Genomic DNA, 22342 nt, shown 5'->3' on the forward strand with positions numbered 1-22342 from the left:
GCTGGTCAAGAAAGAGTTGAGAGAAACGGCAAAAACGTAACTGTCTATGCAACAATGATCAGAAGTCACATCAACCCAGAGCACATCGAGGTAAATAAAGGCGATAATGTAACAATTCACCTAACAAATCTAGAGCGCGCGCAAGATGAGACTCACGGCTTTGGCATCGACCTTTACAACATCCACGCTTCACTAGAGCCTGGCAAAACTGCTTCAGTAAATTTCGTAGCTGATATGGAAGGCGTCTTCCCATACTACTGCACCGAGTTTTGTTCAGCACTTCACCTAGAGATGATGGGTTATTTGCTTGTTAAAGATCCAAATAAAAAATACGAATCTGCAAAAAATAGCAAGCTAAAAACTCTAAGTCCAGAGGCTCTAAAAGCTGAGTACGACAAAGTAATCGCAACTAACAAAGCAACTGATGATGTTATCCAAGAGGTTGTTAAATACCTAAAAGAGAAACATTATGAGAAATATCCAAAAGTAAAAGCTTTGGTTGATGACGCACTTGATCAATACGGCCACATCAAAGAGGTAAAAGCTAAAGCTGACGAAGCTTACAAAAAAGGCGACATAAATGGCGCTATCCTTTGGGAGTACCAAGTATGGCAATACATGGTAAAAACTGCCGACGTTGGTCTAAGAGCTAAAAACAACCTAGCTAAAGAGATCGCAACTCCGATGAGCCCAGCTGCTGCAAAAGGCGAAGAGGCTTATCTAAAAGGCGGATGTAATGGTTGCCACGTCATCGGTCAAGTAAGCTCAGGTCCAGACCTAACTGGCGTCTTACTAAGACATGAAAATGGCGAAAAATGGGTAGCAGACTTTATAAAAGACCCTGCTAAATTCTATAACGATGACTACGTTAAAGCGATGATTGATTTCTTTAAACTTAGAATGCCAAATCAGCACATGACTGACGAGGAGATCAAAAATATCATCCAGTATCTAAAATGGATAGACGAAAACGCAGGTATGTAGTTTTAAGGGGCATTTTTGCCCCTTTTAAATTTTAAAATTTAACTTTTGCTAGGCTAAATTTTAAAATTTAAAGGAGAGATTATGAGTAAATATAAAATTTATACCATTGTTGCACTTATCATCATGAGCGTTTGTTTTACTCTGCCAGTTCTTGGCTGGCACGGAGCAAAAGATCGTATAGCTAATGGCGACGAGCTACCATCTTATGCTTACACCATCTACGATCTTTATAGCTCATTTCAGTATAAAAACCACCTTTTACCAAAAGAGGTAGCAAGTGATCTTCATAAGATGATCGAGCAAAAAGCAGAGATCGGCACGCCATCACTCCCTATCTGGTACGTCGCACTTGAAGCGCCAAACTATCCAAAGGCAGCCTTTCCAGATGGCATACCTGTATATTTTCACGTAGATGGATATAGTGGCGACGTGCACGAGATGAATACGATAAACCACTACATCGGCATGTATCCTATGGAGCATGGCGGCAATGTCGAGCGAGCGATCGCACCTTACTATCTACTTATCGCCACACTTTGCATGCTTGCATTTTTATACTATGACGGTAAATTTAACTCGCTTCTCATGGTGCCAACCATTATCGCACCTGTGCTGTTTATGAGCGCATTTGTGGGCTGGCTATACTGGTATGGACACAACATGCAAGAGTGGGGCGCCTTTAAGATCAAGCCATTTATGCCAACAGTATTAGGCGATGGTAGCGTGGCGCACTTTACTACGCACTCATACCCAACTATCGGCTTTTGGGTGATGATGGTGATGAGCGTGCTTTGCATACTTGCGGTATTTTCAAAGAAAAAAGAGCTAAATGCGTAAAATTTCTAAATTTGCTCTTGTTTTTTTGCCACTTTTTGGCTTTGCAAATGTCCTTCAAGATGCGATAAATAACGCTAGCCCTGGCGATGTGATAAAGCTAGGCGACGCTGTTTATGAAGGGGGCATAACGATAAATAAGCCTCTTAGCATCATCGGAGAAGGCAAAAACGCCCATATAAAAGGTGACGGCAAGGGCAGCGTTATAAAGATCATCGCTTCAAACGTGACACTTAAAAATTTAAAGATAAGTGGCAGTGGCAACGACCTTGGCGAGCTTGACGCTGGCATAGGCTGTGACAAGGCAAATAACGTAGAAATTTCTAAAAACGACATAAGCGACGTGCTTTTTGGGATTGATTTTAAAGAGTGCAGCAGCTCAAAGATCACTGAAAACAACATCACCTCAAAAAAGGGCGCTAGCCTTGGCTTTAGAGGCGATGCGGTGAGACTTTGGTATAGCCATGAAAATTTGATCGAGCACAACAATATCCGCGACAGCCGTGACATGGTCGCATGGTACGCAAGTCACAATAAATTTCTAAGTAACAAAGCAGTTGGCAGCAGATACTCGCTGCATTTTATGTATGCTAATCAAAATTTAGTCGAAAATAACGAATTTATCGGCAACGCTGTTGGTATGTTTTTTATGTATTCGGCTAGCTCAAATATAAAAAATAACCTAGTTATGGATAGTGACGGCGCCTTTGGTATCGGCATCGGACTAAAGGACGTATCTGACTTTACGATAGAAAATAACACACTTATCTATAATGCGCGTGGCATCTTGCTTGATAACTCGCCCTTTCAGCCGGGATCAACTATAAATTTTATAGGCAATAAAATTTTACACAACGTAGTTGGCGTCTATTTTCACGCCACGCAAGACACAAGCATCTTTGAAAACAACGACTTCATAGGCAACATGGACATCGTCGTAAACGATACCCCGGGCGAAAAGATGCTATTAAATAGATGGAGCAAGAACTATTATGATGAGTATGAGAGCTTTGATAGAGATAAAGATGGCTACGGCGACACGCCATTTTTGCACCTCTCATACATCGATCAGCTCTGGCAGTACTATCCAAATTTGCAGTTTTTCTATGGCTCAAGCGTCTTTAGCGTCTTAAATTTCTTAGCCAAACTAGCTCCATTTTCTGAGCCGATAAAGCTACTTGAAGATAGTTCGCCTAGGATAAAACCGCTTGATGTTTCAAATTTCAACGCTTTAAAGGCGAAACGTGGATAGAAGAAATTTTATGATAATTGGCTCAGCCGCAGCAGTGGCTGGATACGCCATAGGCAAGTTTTTGCCAAAAAGTAGTGGCGATAAGCTCTATCTTAGACCGCCAGGTGCTGTTGATGACTTTGATGATCTTTGCGTCAAATGCGGTCAGTGCGTGCAAGTCTGCCCTTATCACAGTATAAATTTACTTGATATAGAAGATGGCTACTCAAGTGGCTCAGCTCACATCGACGCCAAAGAGCGAGGCTGCTACTTGTGCGACCTTTTCCCATGCGTGCTAGCCTGTCCTAGCGGTGCGCTCGATCACGCCACAAAAGTTGTTGGTGATGTCAAAATGGGCGTTGCAGTTTTAAGTGACACGGCAGCTTGTTTGAGCGTGAAAAGAGAAAATTTAAGCGAAGCTGGCGTTAAACATCTGCTTGATCGTAAAGCCTATAACGACAGAGAAGAGGCGCTAAAAGATAAAATAAAAGGCAAGATCGGTCAAATTTGCGATCTTTGTGTCACGCTTTGTCCAGTTGGCGATAGCGCGATAGCAATGAGTGAGACAAATTTACCACTTATAAAAAATGGCTGCGTGGGATGTGGCGTTTGCGCTGAGGTCTGCCCAGCAAAGATCATAAATATCGCCCCAAAGATGAGCTATGATGAAATTTACAAGGAGAAAAAATGAGAGCAATAATACCTTTAATAGCTGCTGCGTTGCTATTTGTCGGCTGTGAAAAGAGTGAGGACAAAGCGCAAGAGGCTGCTAGCGAGCAAGGCGCAAAAGTAGCCACGAGTGCTAGCATAAAGGTCGAAAAAAATGAAAACAACGAGAGTGCAAATAAGCAAAATGAATTTATAAAATACGACATGCACGGCGAAAAAAGCGTTAAATTTGGACTTGAAGATAACAACGTAAGCCGCCAGATCGGAGCGCTTGCCATGGTAAAAAGCCCGCTTCAAACTATAAATTTAAGGCTTATAAAGGGCAGACTTAGCAAAGATTTCATCACTAAGTGCTCAGCCTGCCACGACGACTATGCAAATGGCATCATCGGACCATCTCTTCTAACAAAGAGCGAGGATGAAATTTATAAGATGATAAACGCTTATAAAAACAAAGAGAAGGTAAATGTGCTGATGCGTGATCTTGTTAAAAAGATGGATGAGAGTGAGATTAGAAATTTAGCCAAAGAGATAAGCGATTTTAATGCGCAATTTAGGAGCAAACAATGAAAATCGGAAAAATCATAACGATCATTTTAGCGGTGCTGATATGTGGCATCATGGTGTTTATGCTAAGCCAAACTCCGCCTAAAAAGGAGAAAGTAGAAGCTAGCGTTCAGCCAAAAGTGGAGCAAAATATCTCAAAAGAGCAGTCAAAGTCTAGCGAGGAATTTGCCAGCGAAGATGAGCTAAAAAAGGTAAAAGAGCTAAGCCTAAGCGTGGCTAAGACGCAAAATGAGGGCGTTAGCAGGCAATACCTAACCTCTTGCGCTCCGTGCCACGGCGCAAATGGCAAGGGCGTCGTAGCGCCTGATATCACTCATCTAAGCAAAGAGGATCTGCTTAAAAAACTGGCTGATTATAAGGCTGGCAAGGTGCAAAACACGCTTATGAAGGGACTGCTTACAAACGTTAGCGACAGCGATCTAAACAGCCTTGCTGATGAAATTTCTAAATTTAAAAAGTAAAAATGGATAAATATAACGTTCGTGCGACAGTTAGAAACGTAAGCTTTCTAAGCACGCTAATAACGACTACAAAAGATGGCAAAAGGCGCCCAAGCATACGTTTTTGGCGCATTTTTACTATCGTGCTGGTTCATCTTTTATTTGTGCTCTCTTACAGGGTCGATGTGCAAATTTTAGAGGGCGACATCAGCGCCTCAAGGATACTTGGCTTTCACCTGGCAGATGCATTTATGAGCTTGCAAGTCTTTTTGGCAACTCATGAAATTCATGTAAATTTACTAATCGGCTCGCTTAGTATCCTAGCCTTTTACATCATTTTTGGCGGCAGGGGCTTTTGCTCATGGGTTTGCCCGTACTCACTCATAAGCGAGATAGCTGAAAAAATTCACGAAAATTTACGCGCCAAAAAGATAGTAAAACCGCGAGTTTTTGACACAAAGTGGCGCTACGCTTTTACCATTTTGTTTTTGGCTCTTAGCTTTGCTAGCTCAAGCCTAGTCTTTGAAATTTTTAACGTCGTTGGGATATTTTCAAGATTTATCATCTATGGCTACTTTCACGCTATCTGGCTAGTTGTAGCTATGCTTGTGGTTGAGATTTTCTTTTCACGCAGGGCATGGTGTAGGTATGTTTGTCCTGTTGGAGCGAGCTATTCGCTACTAGCAAAGCCAAATGCGATAAAGATCGGCTGGGATAAAGAAAAGTGCGACCACTGCTTAGTTTGCACCGATGTTTGCCTAGTGCCACACGTGCTTTTTATGACAAAAAAGGGCGCAAAAACTGATGATAGTAAAAAGCTCTTTAGGATAGCTGGGGCTGACTGCACGCTTTGTGGCAGGTGTATCGACGTGTGTCACCAAGATGCGCTTAAATTTGACAACGGCTTTAAGAAACTCATATAAGGAAATTTTTTGATAGATATAAAAGAAGTAACGAAAATTTTTGGCTCACAAAAGATACTTGATAGCGTCAGTCTAAATGTAAAAGCTGGCGAAAAGATAGCGATACTTGGGCAAAATGGAGCTGGCAAAAGCTCGCTCATGCGTATCATCTTGGGCGAGTTTGTGCCAAATAGCGGAAGTGTCGCGATAAATGGCGTAAATACCCTAAAAGATAGAAAAGAGGCGCTAAAATTTATCTCATTTGTGCCGCAAACTCCGCCGCCACTTAAATTTAGCCTGCGTGAGCTTTGCGAGTTTGTCTGCAAAAGCTCAAATGTTAAATTTGAAGATATTGAGAAATTTAGCAAGCTTTTAGAGCTTGACCTACATGCAAATTTAAATAAGTCCTTTTACAAACTCTCTGGCGGCATGAAGCAAAAGATGTTAATAGCCATCGCATTTGCCAAAGATAGTGAAATTTTGATGTTTGACGAACCAACGGCAAATTTAGACGTAAAAGCAAGGGAGTCTTTTAAAAATTTGCTTGACAACTTCACGCAAAAAAAGACGCTAGTTTTCATCTCACACCGCATAGACGAGATCGCTCATTTGCTTGATAGATGCGTCTATATGGACCTTGGCAAGATCATCAAAGAAGAAAATTTAAGGAGCAAGAGTGAATAACCTTTTTTTAATAGCAAAACTAGACGTCAAAGAGTCGTTTCGCTCGAGGTGGTTTGCGATCTATGCGCTTCTTTTTTCTGCTTTGATGATAGGATTTTTATTTAGCGGAGTGACCGACTCGCGCGTGCTTGGCTTTTCTGGGCTAACAAGGGCGCTACTTTTGTTTATACAAATTTGCGTCATCATCGTGCCGATATTTATCCTCATTTCAACCGTTAGAAGTATAAATCAAGACAGGGACACAAACCTACTTGAATACGTGCTAAGCTTCCCTCTAAGCCTTAAAGAGTACTACTTTGGCAAGGCGCTTGGGCGGACATTTGTCGTTTTTGTGCCGCTTTTGTTCTCGCTTTTGCTTTGCGTGGTGGTTGGCTTTATAAAGGGTGTGTCGATACCTTGGGGCGTGCTGGTGCTTTACTTTGGCCTGCTTTTTAGCCTAAGTATCGTCTTTTTGTCACTTGGCTTTTTCATATCAAGCCTTATCAAAAATCAAGAAACTGGTCAAGGCGTGGCGTTTTTGCTCTGGCTTATCATGCTAGCTTTTATCGACCTAGCGCTCATTGGGCTACTTATGCGAAGCTCTGTCGATGAGTACGTCATCTACACTATCGCTATGTTAAATCCGATCGAGCTTTTTAGGATAGCAGCGCTTAGCCTTTTTGATCCAAATTTAGCAGTCATCGGCACTGCGTCTTACTTTATCTTAGGCACATTTTCAAAAGCGACCTTCGTAGCTTACGCTATCATCTACCCTTTAGTGCTTGGCGTGATCTTGCTAGTTTGCGGCTATTTGGGCTTTAGTAAGAGAGATCTTGTTTGATTGTTTTTTGTTAAATAAGAGTTGGCTTTAAATTTAGACGAGGCTTGTATTATTCCACTTGTCCAACAAGAAACCTCCTTTTTGTAATGACCCCCTTTCCCCCAAAGGGGGTTTATCTCTCTCAAGGAAATTTATGAAAAAATCCATTTTATTTTTAGCCTTTGCCGTTTTATCTCTAAGCGCAAACTGGGATGAAAATATGCAAAACTGCATCAACAAAAGTGACACAAAAGCTTGCGAGAGCTTTACTACAAAGCTTTCAAACGAGTGTGAGAACAAAGACAAAACCTCTTGCTTTTTATATGCTGATATGCTAGGCCGAGGTCTTGGCGTGGAGAAAGATCTGGTTAGATCTTATGAGATATTTAAGTCGCTTTGCGAAAATGGCAGCAGCGAGGCTTGCTATGAGCTAGCTACAAAATATCTGCAAGGAAACGGCGTAGAGCAGAGCTTTGATCTATCTGCAAATGCCCTTGATAAAGCTTGCAAAATGGGCAGCAAACGAGCCTGCAACGTCTTAGAACTCGTGCCTAAGAATTAAAATTTATAAATTTATAAAGCTATTTTGCAAATTTTAAAATTTGTCTCGCGCTTATCAGACTTGACAAAGCTATCTTTGCAAATTTTAAACTTTCATTCACTCGCAAGAATTGACTACTAAAATTTGGCTTCGCTTACCGCTTAGCTCAAATTTTAGAGCCGAAATTACTCGTTCATGAAATTTTAAAATTTGCTCGATTTTTTGATATAAAAAGTATGTAGTTAAAAACTATGGCAAATTCTAAAATTTACACGAGTTTTTGAGCGAAACGCATGCGGCACGACAGTGCTATCGCATGCCCTTTGAACGTGCGAGGGGATTGGGGGATTTAAAAAGGGGGATAATGGGACGGCTTCGTAATTCAAGTCCCCTTGTCTCCCTTTTTGATAAAAAGAAATTTACAAATTTAATCAAGCTATCTTTTCAAATTTTAAAAATTCCATTCACTCGCAAGAATTGACTACTAAAATTTGGCCTCGCTTATCGCTTAGCTCAAATTTTAGAGCCGAAATTACTCGCTCATGAAATTTTAAAATTTATCCGAGTTTTTAGCGCCTTTAGAGAGATACCTTTTTTACGTCGCTAACTTAAACATTATAAACCACGTTTTTAATAGTAATAAAAATGAAATTTCAAATGTGATTTTTGCTTTCATGCAAAAGCATATATTTTACTTTTTTAAAAGAGAAATTTCTTTAGAAAATACCTAAATATCGTGATTTACTTTAGTATTACGCAGAATTTCTTTTTTATTAACTAAAAATTTCATTAAAATTTATATTTAAATAATAACATTTCATCGTCCTAAACGGACCCTCCTTTTTGTAGCGGTTAAGACTTTGCTTCCCCCTTTTCTGGCTTTTCCGCTTACACAAAGAGGAGTTGTCTCTCTTTTTTAAATCAAATTTTTACCTTTATAAACTCAAATTTTACAAACGTAACTTTCTTTTTAAAATTATATTTTGATAATGGTTTTAAAAATTATAAAAGCAAAAATCTTATAAAATTGCGAGCTGTTATCAAGACTAACTTTTATAAAGGTGGCAAAAGGGGTGAAATTTTTAAATTTAAAGCTTTTTTACAAGGTGCATGCATATTTGTCGCTTCTTTTTTTTATCCCGCTTGTTGTAGTTTGTTTTAGCGGTGCGATCCTAGTTTATAAAGACGAGCTAAACAGCCTTTTTCACCCAAATATCGTAAATGTAAATTTAAACAAAGAAAATTTGAGCAAAAGGATCAGCTTTGATGAGCTAAGAAATATCATCGCAAGCGAGCTTGGCGGCTATGAGATGGTTGGCATAAACATCGATGCAAACCCTAAAAAATGCGACAAGATTTGGCTAATCGAGCATAACGATAGCAAAAAAGAGTGGAATTTTATCTATTTTGACGCTTTTCGTGGCAAGATAAAGAGCGAGCCACTGGCACACGATGAGGGATTTTTCGGGGTTTTAGCGCATATCCATGAGGAGCTTCTTCTTGAGAAAAGTGGCAATGTTATCCTTTTTCTAACAGCTATTTTTACATTTTTTATCTGCATTAGCGGTTTTGTGATCTACCGCAAATTTTGGCTAACTCTGCTTAGACTGCGTGTAAATGGACTAAATGTTTTTATGAACGACATCCACAAGATAATAGGAATTTTTTGCACGCCAGTTTTGCTTCTCATTTGCATAAGTGGCGCTTGGTGGGAATTTCAGATGGCACGCGCGCCAGAGTTTAAAGATGACTTCGTGATAGACGCAAAAATTTACAACAAAAGTTTATCCCTTGATGAGCTGGTGGCTCGTTCAAAAAAAGAGATCAAAGGTTTCGAGCCACACTTCATCTCGTTTCCTTTCATGCAAGGGGCAAACATCCGCATCTTTGGCTACGTGATATGGCAAAGTTTCGTGCATAACGAATACTCAAGCGTGATCACCTATGACAAAGATAGTGGCAAGCTAGTTAGCGTCCTAGACATAAAAAATGCAAATTTAAGCGAGAAAATCCTCTCAGCCTTTAGAAGATCGCACTTTGGAAACTATAACCAAACTACGAAATTTATCTGGTTTATAGTAGGCATCTCGCCGTTAGTTTTGAGCATTTCAGGGCTTTATCTGTGGTTTAGAAAATTTAAAAGGAGAAAAAAATGAAAAAAATTTTACTTAGCTTAGTTGCTTTAAATTTGGCATTGCCTCAAATTTACGCTAGTGAAAATGACAAGGTTTTAGAAGCAGTCGATGTCGTGGAGAGTGAGCGAAGAGACGATGCAAACTACTTTGCAAAAGAGCTTGTAAAGAGCACAACTAGGCTAAATTTAACCTCTCGTCAAACGCCCCAGTCGCTAACTGTGCTAACAGAGGCCAGGCTAAAAGATCAAGGCATCAAGGACTATCTGGTGCTTCTTAGAAATATCCCAGGCGTCACGCTAAACAAAATGGACGAGCGCGCATATCCGACGGCTCGTGGCTTTAAGATAGATTATTACTTGCTTGATTCGATGCCTAGCTTTAGCGGCTTTAGTCTTGGCGCATATGATATGAGCTTGCTGCCTTATGAAAGAGTTGAGGTGGTAAAAGGGGCAAATGGCCTACTTGCAGGCGCTGGCAGCCCATCTGCAAGCTTAAATTTCATAAGAAAAAGGGCAGACTCAAAGGAGCTAAAAGGAAATTTTGGACTAAGTGCTGGCTCATACGATAGATACGGCGTAAATGGTGATGTGCAAACGCCTGTAAATGAGAGTGGAAGCGTCAGAGCAAGGCTTTCATTTATACATGAGAAGTCGCACTCTTATATGGATTATTACAACCGAAAAAATAGCGCGATTTACGGCGTAGTCGATAGTGACATAGGCGATAGCTCATGGGGCTTAGTCTTGGTGCGTTTTATCAAGAGCTAAGACGCCGTGGCGTTAGGTGGGGAGGTATGCCGGCATTTTACACAGATGGCTCTAGGACAAATTTTAGTAAAAATGAAATTTTCTCTCAGCCTTGGACGAGGTGGGATATAAAAACACTTGATTTTTATGCTGATTTTAAGCACTACTTTGAAAATGAAGCGAGCTTAAATTTAAGCTACTCATTTAGGCGCGCAAATACTGATTCAAATTTACTTTATTACGGCGGACAAGGTAACAAAGGAGAAGTAAATTTAGACGGCACTGGCAATATAAACGGTCTTAGTATCTACGCAAACAAAAGAGAGGAGAATATCCACAACGTAGATGCATACGCAAATATCCCTTACGAGATAGCAAATTTATCTCATGAGTTTGTCTTTGGCGCGATGTATAACAACTATAAAAAAAGTAGCGATAAGGTAAGTAGCTACTGGTTGCAAAGGACTACACCAGCTGGGCTTGCTTATACAGCTAGAAGCAGGATCGATTTTAAAAACCTGCACCTTGATGATCCAAAATTTCCTTACGAAGATCAAAATAACAAAGACAAAACGATACAAAAGGCATTTTACGCGGCAAATAAACTATCAATCACCGATGAGCTTAAATTTTTGCTAGGTGCTAGGGTGAGCTACTACAAATACGAGATCGAAGGTGGCAAAGACAATAGAAATTTCACAAATGAGATCACGCCATATCTTGGCATCACCTACGACATTGGAGCAAACCACACTCTATATGCTAGCTACACGAGCATATTTAAGCCTCAAAACGTAAAGGACGCAAACGACAAATATCTTGATCCGATCCAAGGCAAAGACTATGAAGTGGGCATCAAAGGCGAGTATCTTGACGGGGCACTTCAAGCAAGTCTTGGCGTCTTTAAGATCGTGCAAGACAAGCTTGGCATAAACACTGGCAAGAAAAATCCAGCGACAAATGCCGATATATATGAAGCTGGCAAAGGCGTGACAAGCAGGGGCGTCGAGCTAGATCTAAACGGCGAGATCACTAAAAATTTAAGCCTAAGCTTTGGCGCAACGCACTTTAACGCAAAAGATGCTAATGGCGAGAAATACGCCACCGACTCATCAAGAAGCACGGCAAATTTATTTGCAAAGTATGAATTTAGAGACTTTAGAGTAGGGGCTGGAGCTATGTATAAGAGTAAAATTTACACTGGCAATGGCGCAGATGAGATCACACAAAAGGGCTACACCTTGGCAAATTTGATGTTTGGATATAAATTTGCTAAAAACTTTGACGTGCAGCTAAATATCGACAATCTCTTTAATAAAAAATACTACGAGGGCATCGGCAAAAACATGATGGTTTATGGCGATCCACGCACATTTAATCTCAGCTTTAACTATAAGTTTTAGCTAAATTTACTCTAACGCGCCAGCTAAATTTCTAGTTGGCGTCCTTCATTTTTTGCTCAGGGGTGTATAATTTCAAGAAAACTAAGGAATTTGCATTGCTTAAAGTAGAAGTGATATATAAATTTTGTCTTGTTTGTGCTCTTGCTTGTGGGATCTGCCTGCTTGCATTTACTGGGCTAAATTTTGCCATGGGTGATTATAGTGAGTGGATGATGAGCGTGCACAAATTTGCGGGAGCTTTGATCGTTTGTGCTGTGATCTTGCACCTTTTTAACCGCAGAAGAAAGCTAGTAAAGCTCGTAAATGAGATAATCGACGTCACCACGCACCGCAAAAATCCAACTATATGCAACATGGACCGCATCATCGCTTCGCTTGAGCCTTACACTATCAGTGAAATTTCACGCATGCTTGGCTTTGACGAGACTGAGTTTTGCAAGAGTTTGCGCGAAAATGATGTTAAATTTAATAACGCCAGCCAGACCCTGCGCCAGATCGCACGGCTAAACGATGAGAAGATATTTTTCGTGCTTGTGCTCATCGTCGAGGCCAAATTTGGCAAGAGATTTTGCGGCGCGGTAAGCTGCAGCGTCGGGAGAAAATTTTAGTGCTCGCTATGCGCACGCCACCTCTGCTCCTCAAGGTCGATGTGATATAAAAATGTCCTAATCACCTCTTCGTCGATCTTTGGATCTTTGTTCAGCTCGCAAAGCGCCTTTCTTTGTTCCTCTAAAATTTCAAAATACCTCTGTTTTGTCTCGTCACTGATCTCAAAATTTTCGCTCTCAAGCTCGAAATTCCAAACCTCTTCAAGCTTTTGAAATAAAAAATGCTCATCGTCCACAAATTTCTCTTTTTTAAATTTAAGCGAAGCCTGCGCAAGTGCCTTTTTGATCTTGATCCTTGCAAGTTCATTTGGCATGTGGTCGTTAAAGTCTGGAAATTTCACACTTTTAATGAGCAGTGGCAAGCTTAAGCCCTGAACTACGAGCGTTAGCAAGATCACGACAAATGTTATAAACAAGATGAGGTCTCTGTGTGGAAATGGCTCGCCCCCAGCCATGGCAGGGATAGAAAGTGCCGCAGCCAGCGAGACAACGCCTCTCATGCCAGCCCAGCCTACGATAAAAGGTGTCGCTTTGCCTGGGTTGCGATCGTCCGCCACGCTGATATAGCGCTTCATAAACATCGTGATATAAACAGCGCCATAAGATGCCATGAGGCGGATAACGATGAGCACGGCAGTGACCAAAACGCCACTTGTATACCTGTGTACCAATGTAATACTTTTTTGAAGTAAAAAATTTATATCAGGAATTAAGAAAAAAAATAATAAAATAGATAATCTTTTAAATAGGAGACTATATGGTTTGTCAAAGAGAACATAGGCACAACGACGAATTTGCTTTGTTGCCAAACGACCAGGGGGGAGACGGCCGCCATAAATGCGCGGGGTGCGCATACGAGGCCGGGCTTGAAGCGGGAAGGCGACTACAGACATTTTTAGATATTAATTTTGATGATCTAGATGAAAGCCAAGCAGGAGCCGTAAGGCACAAGAGCCCTCATGCAGCTTTTGCTTTGGGCTATTTAAGGGGAGTTTTTGAATATTATGGGGAGGTCTGTCCTTTTTAACTAAAAATTTATATTTGCCCACCTAATAAACTCAACAAGGTTCATAACTTGGATGGTTTTGCCATTATTTTGGGATTGATACCGTCTGCTATTGACGGTGGTATTTAGCCAGTCGATGGCACCTTGCTTGTAGCCGCCGCCATCGACCAAAATAATAATGTGGCTCTCCGGCATTGTTTCAATGCAGTTTAAGTAAAGATATGGAAATTTTTCATCAACACTGCCTGCTGCTTGTTGCCATTTGCACTCTATTCTTATCTCTATATTTCTAGAGGCGCTTTTTAATAAAAACTCCGTATTCCCCTGATGTCCATAAATGGTGTTATACGGGACGTTTTTTAAAAGTAGCTCGCCCCCATATAGAGATGGTGACTTTTGCCACTCTCTATACATTGCCACCTGAAAGCCTTTAGTAGTCATGGTTGATATAACAGCTTGCTCCAAAACATTACCAGAGCTATTGGCAGCGTTACCTTGTGTTCTACCTGGTATGGTATACCGCTAAAACTTCTCCAGCTCTACTTCTTTTTTCACCAATACATGAAATATATCTTTGTACCTCAAACTCTTCTATTAGATTGGCGCCACTATAAAGATTTTGTGAAAACTTATTATTGTGGTTTGAGATAATGATCTTTACGCCTTTTTCTCTCAAGTCTTGTGCCATATTCATGAGATCTATTTGATCTTGTTTATTAAAGCCGTCCTGTACATAAGACGTAAAGTTTGACGTTTTAGATAGTGGGATGTATGGTGGGTCACAATACACAACATCGCCTTTTTTTGCGCTCGCCATAGTTTTTCTAAAATCTTGGCATAAAAATTTAGCTTTTTTTAGCTTATCCCTAAAATCTAGCATTTCTTTCTCGGGGAAATACGGAGCTTTGTATTTTCCAAAAGGTACGTTAAAGCCGCCTTTGCTATTATATCTACAAAGGCCATTAAATCCATGCCTATTTAAATAAATAAAAAGAGCTGACTTTAATCTTTGGTCTTTCGTAAGGTTAAATATTTCTCTGAGTTCATAAAACTTTTCTTGTGTATTATTTTTTACATCAAAGAAAGATTTTGCGTATTCAATAAAGCTATCGTCCGCTATTACGGTTTTATAAAGTGTTATCAGGTCGTTATTTATATCGGAGATAATATAATTTTTTGCATCAACATTTAAAGATATTGCACAACTGCCCGCAAAAGGCTCTATAAACCTATTTTTGCAATCTATATACTTTTTTACAATATCTTTTATTTGGCTCTTGTTGCCTGCCCATTTTAAAAATGTTTTCATAATACCCTCCAAAATGCAATAAAATTATATCATAAAATACTTTTTTGGGAAACTAACAGTTATTATGATTACGTAGTATAAAAGTGATTTAAAACGCTATTTTTTGTATAAAAGTTTAAAGGTATAAAACATAGAGAAAATAATCTAAAAGTTCAAGTTATAAAGCAAATATTAATAAAGTTAAACTTATGAAGTTTTTAAATGAGCCATTTGTTATTGTAAGGCATAGCTATATATTACTAACTAAAATAAAGTTAATATTTTAAGTAAATTTTGTCAAATTTATGGCGGGTAGAGAGAGATTCGAACTCTCGGTGAGTTGCCCCACACACGCGTTCCAGGCGTGCTCCTTAAACCGCTCGGACATCTACCCAAGAAGAAGGTGATTATATCTTCATTTGCTTAATGCTTGGCTTTTAGAGCTTTAGCCCTAAGATAACGACATCTTTATACTCGCCATCCATCAGGCAAACGCCAGGCAGTTCGCCCCATTTTTCAAAGCCAAATTTCAAAAATAGCCCAAGGCTTGCTTTGTTTTTGCTAAAGATTAGCGCGATGATGTTTTTTAAATTTAGCCCTCTAGCTTCATTTAGGCTGTGGGCTAAAAGCTGCTTGCCGATGCCCTTTTTAATGGCTTTTTTAGCGACATAGATGCTTATCTCTACGCTTATATCGTAAGCGATCTTGGGATTGAAGTCACTTAGCGAGCAGTAGCCTAAAATTTCATCATTTTCTTTGTAGATAAAGATAGGGCGCGAGCCGCCGTGGGCGTTAAACCAAGGCTCTCGCTCCTTTGTACTAACTGGCTGCATATCAGCAGTTGCACTTCTTTCTAGTATGTAGTCATTATAAATTTTCGTGATCGCTTCAAGGTCGCTTAAATTTGCTCGCTCGATCAAGCCTAACCTTTTTTGGCTGCTTGATATACTGGCTCAAGCTTTGCTGCGATCTCTTTTAGATCCTTGATCCTGCTCTCGTTTGATGGGTGAGTGCTTAAAATTTCAGGTACTTTGCCACCACTCATCTTGCTCATCTTAACCCAAACTTCGACCGCCTCTTTTGGATCGTACCCAGCTCTTGCCATTAGCTCAGTGCCGATGTGATCAGCCTCGGTCTCGTGTGAGCGAGAAAATGGCAGTGAGATAGTGTATTGGCTAGCTAAATTTAGAGCGCTTGCGCCAAGATCGCCAAGTCCTGTGGCTGTTGCGACTGCGAAGATGCCGATGTTTTTGAGCTGGTCGGTGCTCGCTTGCTCCCTGCTGTGCTCTCTAAGCGCGTGGGCGATCTCGTGACCCATGACCGCTGCTAGCTGCGCATCTGTCAAATTTAGCTTTTTAATAATACCGCTATAAACGACGATCCTGCCCCCTGGCATGCACCAAGCATTTAGCGTATCTTCATTTATGACATTTACTTGCCACTTCCATTTTAGGGCATCCTCTCTGAAAACGCCAGTTTGCGCGATCAGCCTTTTTGCGATATCTTGAACCCTTTTTGTGAGGATCGGATCGACATTTAGCTCGCCCTTGCTTCTAGCAGCTGTGAGCGTCTTGACATAAGCTTGAGCCGAGCTTTGCTCCATCGCTTCAGAAGATACTAGCATGAACTGCTTGCGATCTGCACCCACGACGCCTGACTTTGTGACGCTCGTGCAGCCGGTGATAAGCATGCTAGCTGTTAATAACGTAAATAAAATTTTCTTCATTTTTATCCTTTTTGGATTAAAATTTGGCGTATTATAGCTTGTGTTGGATATGCATTGTTAAACGAGGGGTTAAATTTAAATTTTGCGATTTCAAAAATAGAAATTTACTACCGCGCAAATTTTAAAATTTCATTAACTCGCAAGAATTGACTACTAAAATTTGGCTTTGCTTACAGCTTAGCTCAAATTTTAGAGCCGAAATTACTCACTCATGAAATTTTAAAATTTGTTAGAAATTTCTTAGAAGCAAACCGCATGCAGTGCGCCAGCACCATTGCATGCACTTCTAACGTCGTCGGAGTTAGGGGATCGTTAAGGGGGAAGAGAGCGACTTCGTAATTCAAGCCTCTTCCCCCTTAACAAAGAAACAAAACTTTAAATTTCTAAAAACCTTAATTTGCAAATTTTAAAATTTCACTCACTCGCAAGAATTGACTACTAAAATTTGGCTTCGCTTAACGCTTAGCTCAAATTTTAGAGTCGAAATTACTCGTTCATGAAATTTTAAAATTTACTTGACACTTATATGAATTGACGAAGCAAATTTACAAATTTTAAAACTTTACTCACTTGCCTTAGCAGACTACTAAATTTAGGTCTCGTAGCCACTCGCCACTAAATTTAGAGCCGTGATATGCTCGCTCATAAATTTTAAAATTTGTCAAACACTTGTCCTATAATAGATCGCATGCAGTGCGAAGCACATTTGCATGCCCTTTGAACGTGCGAGGGGATTGGGGGATTTAAAAAGGGGGATAAGGGGACGGCTTCGTAATTCAAGTCCCCTTGTCTCCCTTTTGATAAATTTATATCTCAAAGTAAATTTTAAACTTTTACTCGCTCGCAAGAATTGACTACTAAAATTTGGCTTCGCTTACAGCTTAGCTCAAATTTTAGAGCCGAAATTACTTGTTCATAAAATTTTAAAATTTACTTGACACTTACATGATTTGATAAATCAAATTTGCAAAATTTAAATTTTGCTCATTCGCTTAGTAGGCTGCAAATTTCAGTTCTAGTTACTGCTTATCACTAAATTTAGTATCTTTATATGTTCGTCTATAAATTTTAAAATTTTCTGGACGCTCTTGTACAAAAAAACGCCTTTTCACTATTCTAATTTTATTGTCCAAATTTATATTTCTCTCAAATTCTCTCAAACGCTTATTGACCGATCTTAGCTCCGTTATCGTCGTCCAGTTATCGATAAAGACGCTAAAGCTCTCTCTGACCTGCGAGAAAGCATTGCTAGCTTGCACGAGGACGCCAAGCGTGATGACGCCGCTAAATAGGCCATTGCCCATGATGATGTAAGGCACGATGACAAGAATTTGCGAAAACGAGACGAGCCAGAGATTAAAGTAGCCGTAGTGCAAAAAGAGCTTGTAGTAGTTTAGCTTCACCCCTGTAAAAAGCTCTAGCATAACGTTTGGCTGGCAAAATTTGAGCTTATCATCCTCGCCATAAACTAGCTCTTTCCTAAAGGCTGCCTCCGCTTTTTGGTTGTTATACTCAAGATGTGGTAGCTTTATGCCCACAAACCACGATACGATGAGGCCTCCGACGCTAATTAGTAGTGCGATATAAACTAGCGAGCCCTCGATGTCCTTGATGAAAGGTAGGCTCACGCTTTTGCTTAGCTCCCAAAGCACTGGTATAAAGGCAATCAGCGTCATAAATGCCTTTAAAACCTGCACGCCAAGGCTCTCCATGATCTTAGCAAAGCGATAAACGTCCTCTTGGATACGCTGCGAGCTGCCCTCGATGTCGTTTTGGCAGTTTCGCCAAAATTTGAGGTATTTAAAGGTCATCGCCTCCCTCCAGCGAAAGACCCAGTGGCTCGCAAAGAACGATATCACCGTATAGGTCACGACATAAGGCATGGCGATCTTTAAGAAATTTAATATCTCACGCCAAAACTCATCTACATTGTGATCCTTTGAGTTTTGCATGATGTCGTAGAAATTTTTATACCACTCGTTGATGCGGACGTTTAGGTGCGTTTGATAGACAAGCAGCAAGATGATAAATATCGCTCCGCCGTAAGCCCAAAGCGCCCATTTTTTGTCTTTGAAAAATGATGAAAACATAAAGTGCCTTTTGTAAATTTTGGCAATTATAGCAGGCAAGGTTTAAGCATTTATATAAAATTTAAACCAAAACAATATCATTTTGCAAATTTTAACGTAAAGGAAAATGATGAAGAAATTTGCATTTTTAGCTCTTAGTCTTTGTGCGACCTTAGCACTTGGGGCCGATATGAAGGTCTATAAAAGCCCAACTTGCGGTTGTTGCGGCAACTGGGTGAGTGCTATGCAAAAGGCTGGCTTTAGCGAAGAGACCATAAAAGTAGATGACTTGGTCAAGGTTAAAAAAGAATTTCACGTGCCACTAGAGCTTTCAAGTTGCCACACAGCTATCGTTGATGGCTACGTCATCGAGGGTCACGTGCCAGCTGATGAGGTCAAGCGCCTGCTGGAGCTTAAACCAAAAGATGCCGTTGGTATCGCAGTGCCTGGCATGCCTATGGAGAGTCAGGGCATGGAGCAAGGCGGCAAAGCCGAGCAATACGACGTCATACTCTTTAAAAAAGATGGCTCGCAAGAGGTCTTTGCTACTTACATCGGCTCTAAAAAGCTAAAATAACTTTAAATTTAGACTTAGCTCGTCTTTTGATGGGCTAAGTTAAAAAGAAATTCCCTTGCTAATGGCGATGATGCAGAGCAAAAAGGCTATTGGCACATAGATAAATTTACCCACAAAATACCAAAATGAGCCGTAAGTTTTATTCGCTCCTGAATTTACCTCGTCTAAAATTTCTTCTTTTTTGATGATCCAAAACCAGGATATTGCGCCGATGACTGCGCCGATCGGGATGATGTAGATAGAGACAAAGTCCATCCAAGGTCCCCAGCTGCTAATAGGCTCCATAAACGCTCCAAAGCCAAAGCAAACCACGCAAAGTAGGGCAAGCACCCAAAATCTACTAAGGCGTGGGAATTTATGCATGAGTGACTCAGCTACCACCTCAAACATATTTTGAAGCGAGGTGATACCGCCAAAGATGACCGCGGTAAATAGTATGATCGCAAAAATTTGACCGCCGATCATATTTTGCAAAATTTTAGGAAGCGTTACGAAAAGTAGCTTTGGGCCTTCGGCTGGATCCATAGCGTAGGCAAAGACCGCTGGGATCATGACAAGCGCTGCCACAAGCGCTGCAAGCGTGTCAAAAAATGCCGTAGTTTTGGCGCTTTCTACGATGTCCTCGTCCTTTGAAAGATATGCTCCATAAACTATCATGCCAGAACCAGTGATAGAGAGCGAAAAAAAGGCTTGACCCATCGCTGTGACCCAGACCATCGGATCTTCAAGCTTGCTAAAATCAGGGATAAATAGAAATTTATACCCCTCAAATGCGTTTGGAAGCATCGCGACATTTATAGCCAAAATGGCAAATAACACGAAAAATAGTGGCATCATGATTTTATTAGTCTTTTCGATGCTTTTTGCTCCAAAAAATAGCGTAAGAAGCGTACCAACGATCACTATGAAGTGATATGGCAGGACCGAGTACTCATGAAGCGCAAATGAGTTAAACCAAACATTTGTATCAACGCTCATAAATGAGCCAGTAAGCGCCTGGGTAAGGGCTTTTAGCACGTAAGCGATAATGACAGCGTAGCCGATGGCTATGCAAAGTGAGCCAGCAAGTGGAAGCCAGCCGACGATACTGCCGATGACGCCTAAATTTCTACTTTGCCAAGCAAATTTATATGATCCTAGCGTGCCAGTCTTTGCGCGTCTGCCGATCGCATACTCTGCGCTTAAGCCAACGTAAGAAAAAAGCGCCACAAAAAAGATGTAGATGAGTAAAAATGCTCCACCACCATTTGTGCCAAGCTTGTAAGGAAAGCCCCAAACATTTGCCATACCAACGGCTGAACCAACTGAGGCTAGTATAAACGCCCAGCGTGATGAAAAATTCTTTTTGCTCATTGTAAAATCCATAAATTTAGTGATGAAAATAATGTTACCAAAATATGATTTAAGAACTTTTTATAAATCTTAAATTTAAGAAACGTTGTTACTTTTGGGCACGGCTAATTTGACCGCTAAATATAAATTCGCTATAATCAGCCAAAATTTTTAACTCTTAAGGATCATAATTGTACCCCAGTAGCGATAACTCGCTTTTAATGGTAATACTTGCCATTATATTCATTTTACTAAACGCATTTTTTGTTTTGTCGGAATTTTCCCTTGTCAAGGTTCGCAAGTCTAGACTTGAAGAGCTTATCAAAGAGAAAAAGCCAAACGCCCAGCTTGCCTTTGAGATGTCAAACAAGCTTGATACCTATCTTAGCGCCACTCAGCTTGGCATCACGCTAAGCTCGCTCGCCCTTGGTTGGATCGGTGAGCCAGCAGTCGCAAGGCTCATAGAAGCCCCACTTAAAAATGTTTTCAATCTTAGCGATATCTTAGTTCATACAGTCGGCTTTGCGATCGCATTTACGCTTATCACGCTACTTCACGTAGTTATGGGCGAGCTTGTGCCAAAGTCAGTCGCCATAGCCAAATCAGAATCAGCAGTGCTTAAAATCGCCCGTCCGCTTCACTTTTTCTGGATACTGTTTTCGCCTATCATAAAGCTTTTTGACATCCTAGCTACATTTGGACTTAAAATTTTAGGTATCCAGCCAGCAAAAGAGAATGAGCTAGCGCACTCTGAAGAGGAGATCAAGATCATCGTTGGCGAGAGCTTAAAGGGCGGCGTGCTTGATAGCTTTGAGACTGAGATCATCAAAAATGCAGTTGATTTTAGTGACACGGTCGCAAAAGAGGTTATGACGCCAAGACGCGACATGATCTGTATAAACAAACAAAAGAGCTTTGAAGAAAATTTACAAGTCGTTTTTGAGTCAAAATATACTCGCTATCCTTATATAGACGGCTCAAAAGATATCATTTTGGGTATGATACACATTAGAGATATCTTGCAGCTGCACTTTAGCGAGGATAAAGAGAAGAGTTTTGACGCGATCGTGCGTAAATTTGTCATCGTGCCTGAGAGCCTTTCTATATCAAAAGTGCTTGTGATGATGAACAAGGAGCAAATTTCAGCAGCACTTGTCGTTGATGAGTATGGCGGCACGGCTGGACTTCTTACGATGGAAGATATCATGGAGGAGGTGCTTGGCGACTTTAACGACGAGCACGACGAGGTCGATCAACACTATAAAAAGATAAATGAAAACATCTATGAATTCCAAGGCAGATACGATCTAGAGAGTGTTGAGGAGCTTCTTGGTATAAGCTTTGATGAAGAGACCGATCAAGTTACGATCGGCGGATATGTCTTTAACCTTATCGGTCGTTTGCCAGTAGTTGGTGACAAGATCGAGGATGAAAACTGCTACTACGAGGTGAGAAAGATGGACGGAGCTAGCATCTCACGCGTAAAAGTTAGAAAAAAGATAAAAGAAGAAGAGGAGCCTGCTCAGGCTTAGTTTATAAATTTAATGGCTTTTTTGGCCATTAAATTTAACCCCACAAATCATAAAATAGGACAAATTTAAGTGACATTGCGCTTTTTAAAAACTCTAAGCCATCAAATTTAACCTCACAAAATCACAAAATTTAAAGTGGCACTACGTTTTTAAATAGCCCTAAACTCTAAAGGCGTCACTAACACCTTTTTCATAAATTTGGTTATAAATTTTAAAATGGCTTGCGAGTTTTAAATTTATTATCTGCTTGCAAAAGTAGCCGACTGATC

General features: G+C 40.5%; 22 protein-coding genes, 1 tRNA gene and 1 pseudogene. 16 read left to right on the forward strand and 8 right to left on the reverse strand.

What is annotated here, in order from left to right; all coding sequences use genetic code 11:
- The 13 genes and pseudogenes from MTT09_RS10505 to MTT09_RS10565 all read left to right on the forward strand — a co-directional run.
- Positions 1–984 (forward strand): c-type cytochrome (locus MTT09_RS10505; protein WP_429803778.1); only part of this gene is annotated, 984 nt, incomplete at its 5' end.
- Between the two features lie 81 nt (positions 985–1065).
- Positions 1066–1821 (forward strand): cytochrome C, encoded by a 756-nt coding sequence (locus tag MTT09_RS10510; RefSeq protein ID WP_429803779.1) that lies wholly within the window; start codon positions 1066–1068, stop codon positions 1819–1821.
- Positions 1814–3070 carry a nitrous oxide reductase family maturation protein NosD gene (locus MTT09_RS10515; RefSeq protein ID WP_429803780.1) on the forward strand — a complete coding sequence of 419 codons (1257 nt, stop codon included), beginning with the start codon at positions 1814–1816 and terminating at the stop codon, positions 3068–3070. The genes MTT09_RS10510 and MTT09_RS10515 overlap by 8 nt, the downstream gene beginning before the upstream one ends.
- The gene (locus tag MTT09_RS10520) at positions 3063–3740 is read left to right on the forward strand and encodes a 4Fe-4S dicluster domain-containing protein (RefSeq protein WP_193798668.1); all 678 of its coding nucleotides are present in this window, start codon (positions 3063–3065) and stop codon (positions 3738–3740) included. The genes MTT09_RS10515 and MTT09_RS10520 overlap by 8 nt, the downstream gene beginning before the upstream one ends.
- On the forward strand, positions 3737–4288 hold the full coding sequence (locus MTT09_RS10525) for a c-type cytochrome (protein WP_103620463.1): 552 nt from the start codon (positions 3737–3739) through the stop codon (positions 4286–4288). Before MTT09_RS10520 ends, MTT09_RS10525 begins: the two co-directional genes overlap by 4 nt.
- Positions 4285–4746: a c-type cytochrome gene (locus tag MTT09_RS10530; RefSeq protein ID WP_103559174.1), complete on the forward strand. Its 462-nt coding sequence runs from the start codon at positions 4285–4287 to the stop codon at positions 4744–4746. Before MTT09_RS10525 ends, MTT09_RS10530 begins: the two co-directional genes overlap by 4 nt.
- A 2-nt stretch (positions 4747–4748) precedes the next feature.
- Positions 4749–5648 (forward strand): NapH/MauN family ferredoxin-type protein, encoded by a 900-nt coding sequence (locus MTT09_RS10535; RefSeq protein WP_429803781.1) that lies wholly within the window; start codon positions 4749–4751, stop codon positions 5646–5648.
- 9 nt (positions 5649–5657) lie between these two features.
- Positions 5658–6311 (forward strand): ABC transporter ATP-binding protein, encoded by a 654-nt coding sequence (locus MTT09_RS10540; RefSeq protein ID WP_002941553.1) that lies wholly within the window; start codon positions 5658–5660, stop codon positions 6309–6311.
- The gene (locus tag MTT09_RS10545) at positions 6304–7131 is read left to right on the forward strand and encodes an ABC transporter permease (protein ID WP_087583651.1); all 828 of its coding nucleotides are present in this window, start codon (positions 6304–6306) and stop codon (positions 7129–7131) included. Before MTT09_RS10540 ends, MTT09_RS10545 begins: the two co-directional genes overlap by 8 nt.
- Positions 7132–7264: 133 nt before the next feature.
- On the forward strand, positions 7265–7672 hold the full coding sequence (locus MTT09_RS10550) for a tetratricopeptide repeat protein (RefSeq protein WP_429803782.1): 408 nt from the start codon (positions 7265–7267) through the stop codon (positions 7670–7672).
- Between the two features lie 1052 nt (positions 7673–8724).
- Entirely contained in the window at positions 8725–9807 is a 1083-nt protein-coding gene (locus MTT09_RS10555; protein ID WP_429803783.1) for a PepSY-associated TM helix domain-containing protein, read from the forward strand.
- Positions 9804–11935, forward strand: a pseudogene (locus MTT09_RS10560) (TonB-dependent siderophore receptor). The gene MTT09_RS10555 and the pseudogene MTT09_RS10560 overlap by 4 nt, the downstream one beginning before the upstream one ends.
- A gap of 95 nt (positions 11936–12030) precedes the next feature.
- Positions 12031–12543 carry a chemotaxis protein gene (locus MTT09_RS10565; RefSeq protein ID WP_429803784.1) on the forward strand — a complete coding sequence of 171 codons (513 nt, stop codon included), beginning with the start codon at positions 12031–12033 and terminating at the stop codon, positions 12541–12543.
- Here MTT09_RS10565 and MTT09_RS10570 read toward each other — a convergent pair.
- The gene (locus MTT09_RS10570; protein ID WP_429803796.1) at positions 12540–13397 is read right to left on the reverse strand and encodes a cation:proton antiporter; all 858 of its coding nucleotides are present in this window, start codon (positions 13395–13397) and stop codon (positions 12540–12542) included. The two genes, MTT09_RS10565 and MTT09_RS10570, sit on opposite strands and share 4 nt — an antisense overlap.
- Between MTT09_RS10570 and MTT09_RS10575 the strand changes: the two genes are divergently transcribed.
- Complete coding sequence (locus tag MTT09_RS10575) at positions 13301–13570, forward strand: hypothetical protein (protein ID WP_429803798.1); 270 nt, start codon at positions 13301–13303, stop codon at positions 13568–13570. The genes MTT09_RS10570 and MTT09_RS10575 overlap by 97 nt on opposite strands.
- Here MTT09_RS10575 and MTT09_RS10580 read toward each other — a convergent pair whose 3' ends face one another.
- The 6 genes from MTT09_RS10580 to MTT09_RS10605 form a co-directional block, all read right to left on the reverse strand.
- Complete coding sequence (locus tag MTT09_RS10580; protein WP_429803797.1) at positions 13571–14062, reverse strand: PD-(D/E)XK nuclease superfamily protein; 492 nt, start codon at positions 14060–14062, stop codon at positions 13571–13573.
- On the reverse strand, positions 14052–14858 hold the full coding sequence (locus tag MTT09_RS10585; RefSeq protein ID WP_429803785.1) for a DNA adenine methylase: 807 nt from the start codon (positions 14856–14858) through the stop codon (positions 14052–14054). Before MTT09_RS10585 ends, MTT09_RS10580 begins: the two co-directional genes overlap by 11 nt.
- A gap of 285 nt (positions 14859–15143) precedes the next feature.
- Positions 15144–15231, reverse strand: a tRNA-Ser gene (locus tag MTT09_RS10590).
- Between the two features lie 43 nt (positions 15232–15274).
- Positions 15275–15757 (reverse strand): N-acetyltransferase family protein, encoded by a 483-nt coding sequence (locus MTT09_RS10595; RefSeq protein ID WP_429803786.1) that lies wholly within the window; start codon positions 15755–15757, stop codon positions 15275–15277.
- Positions 15758–15759: 2 nt separating this feature from the next.
- Entirely contained in the window at positions 15760–16563 is an 804-nt protein-coding gene (locus MTT09_RS10600; RefSeq protein WP_429803787.1) for a M48 family metallopeptidase, read from the reverse strand.
- 1019 nt (positions 16564–17582) lie between these two features.
- On the reverse strand, positions 17583–18653 hold the full coding sequence (locus tag MTT09_RS10605) for a putative transporter (protein WP_429803788.1): 1071 nt from the start codon (positions 18651–18653) through the stop codon (positions 17583–17585).
- Between the two features lie 109 nt (positions 18654–18762).
- Here MTT09_RS10605 and MTT09_RS10610 point away from each other — a divergent pair, with 109 nt between their 5' ends.
- Entirely contained in the window at positions 18763–19209 is a 447-nt protein-coding gene (locus tag MTT09_RS10610; RefSeq protein ID WP_103568571.1) for a DUF411 domain-containing protein, read from the forward strand.
- 39 nt (positions 19210–19248) lie between these two features.
- Here the strand turns inward: MTT09_RS10610 and MTT09_RS10615 are convergent, their stop codons facing one another.
- The gene (locus MTT09_RS10615) at positions 19249–20562 is read right to left on the reverse strand and encodes a sodium-dependent transporter (RefSeq protein ID WP_103587641.1); all 1314 of its coding nucleotides are present in this window, start codon (positions 20560–20562) and stop codon (positions 19249–19251) included.
- Positions 20563–20732: 170 nt separating this feature from the next.
- Between MTT09_RS10615 and MTT09_RS10620 the strand changes: the two genes are divergently transcribed.
- Positions 20733–22073: a hemolysin family protein gene (locus MTT09_RS10620; protein WP_002942940.1), complete on the forward strand. Its 1341-nt coding sequence runs from the start codon at positions 20733–20735 to the stop codon at positions 22071–22073.
- The last annotated feature ends 269 nt before the right edge of the window (positions 22074–22342 follow it).

Origin of the sequence: Campylobacter concisus, assembly GCF_050447505.1 — a bacterium.
GTDB lineage: Bacteria > Campylobacterota > Campylobacteria > Campylobacterales > Campylobacteraceae > Campylobacter_A > Campylobacter_A concisus_BP.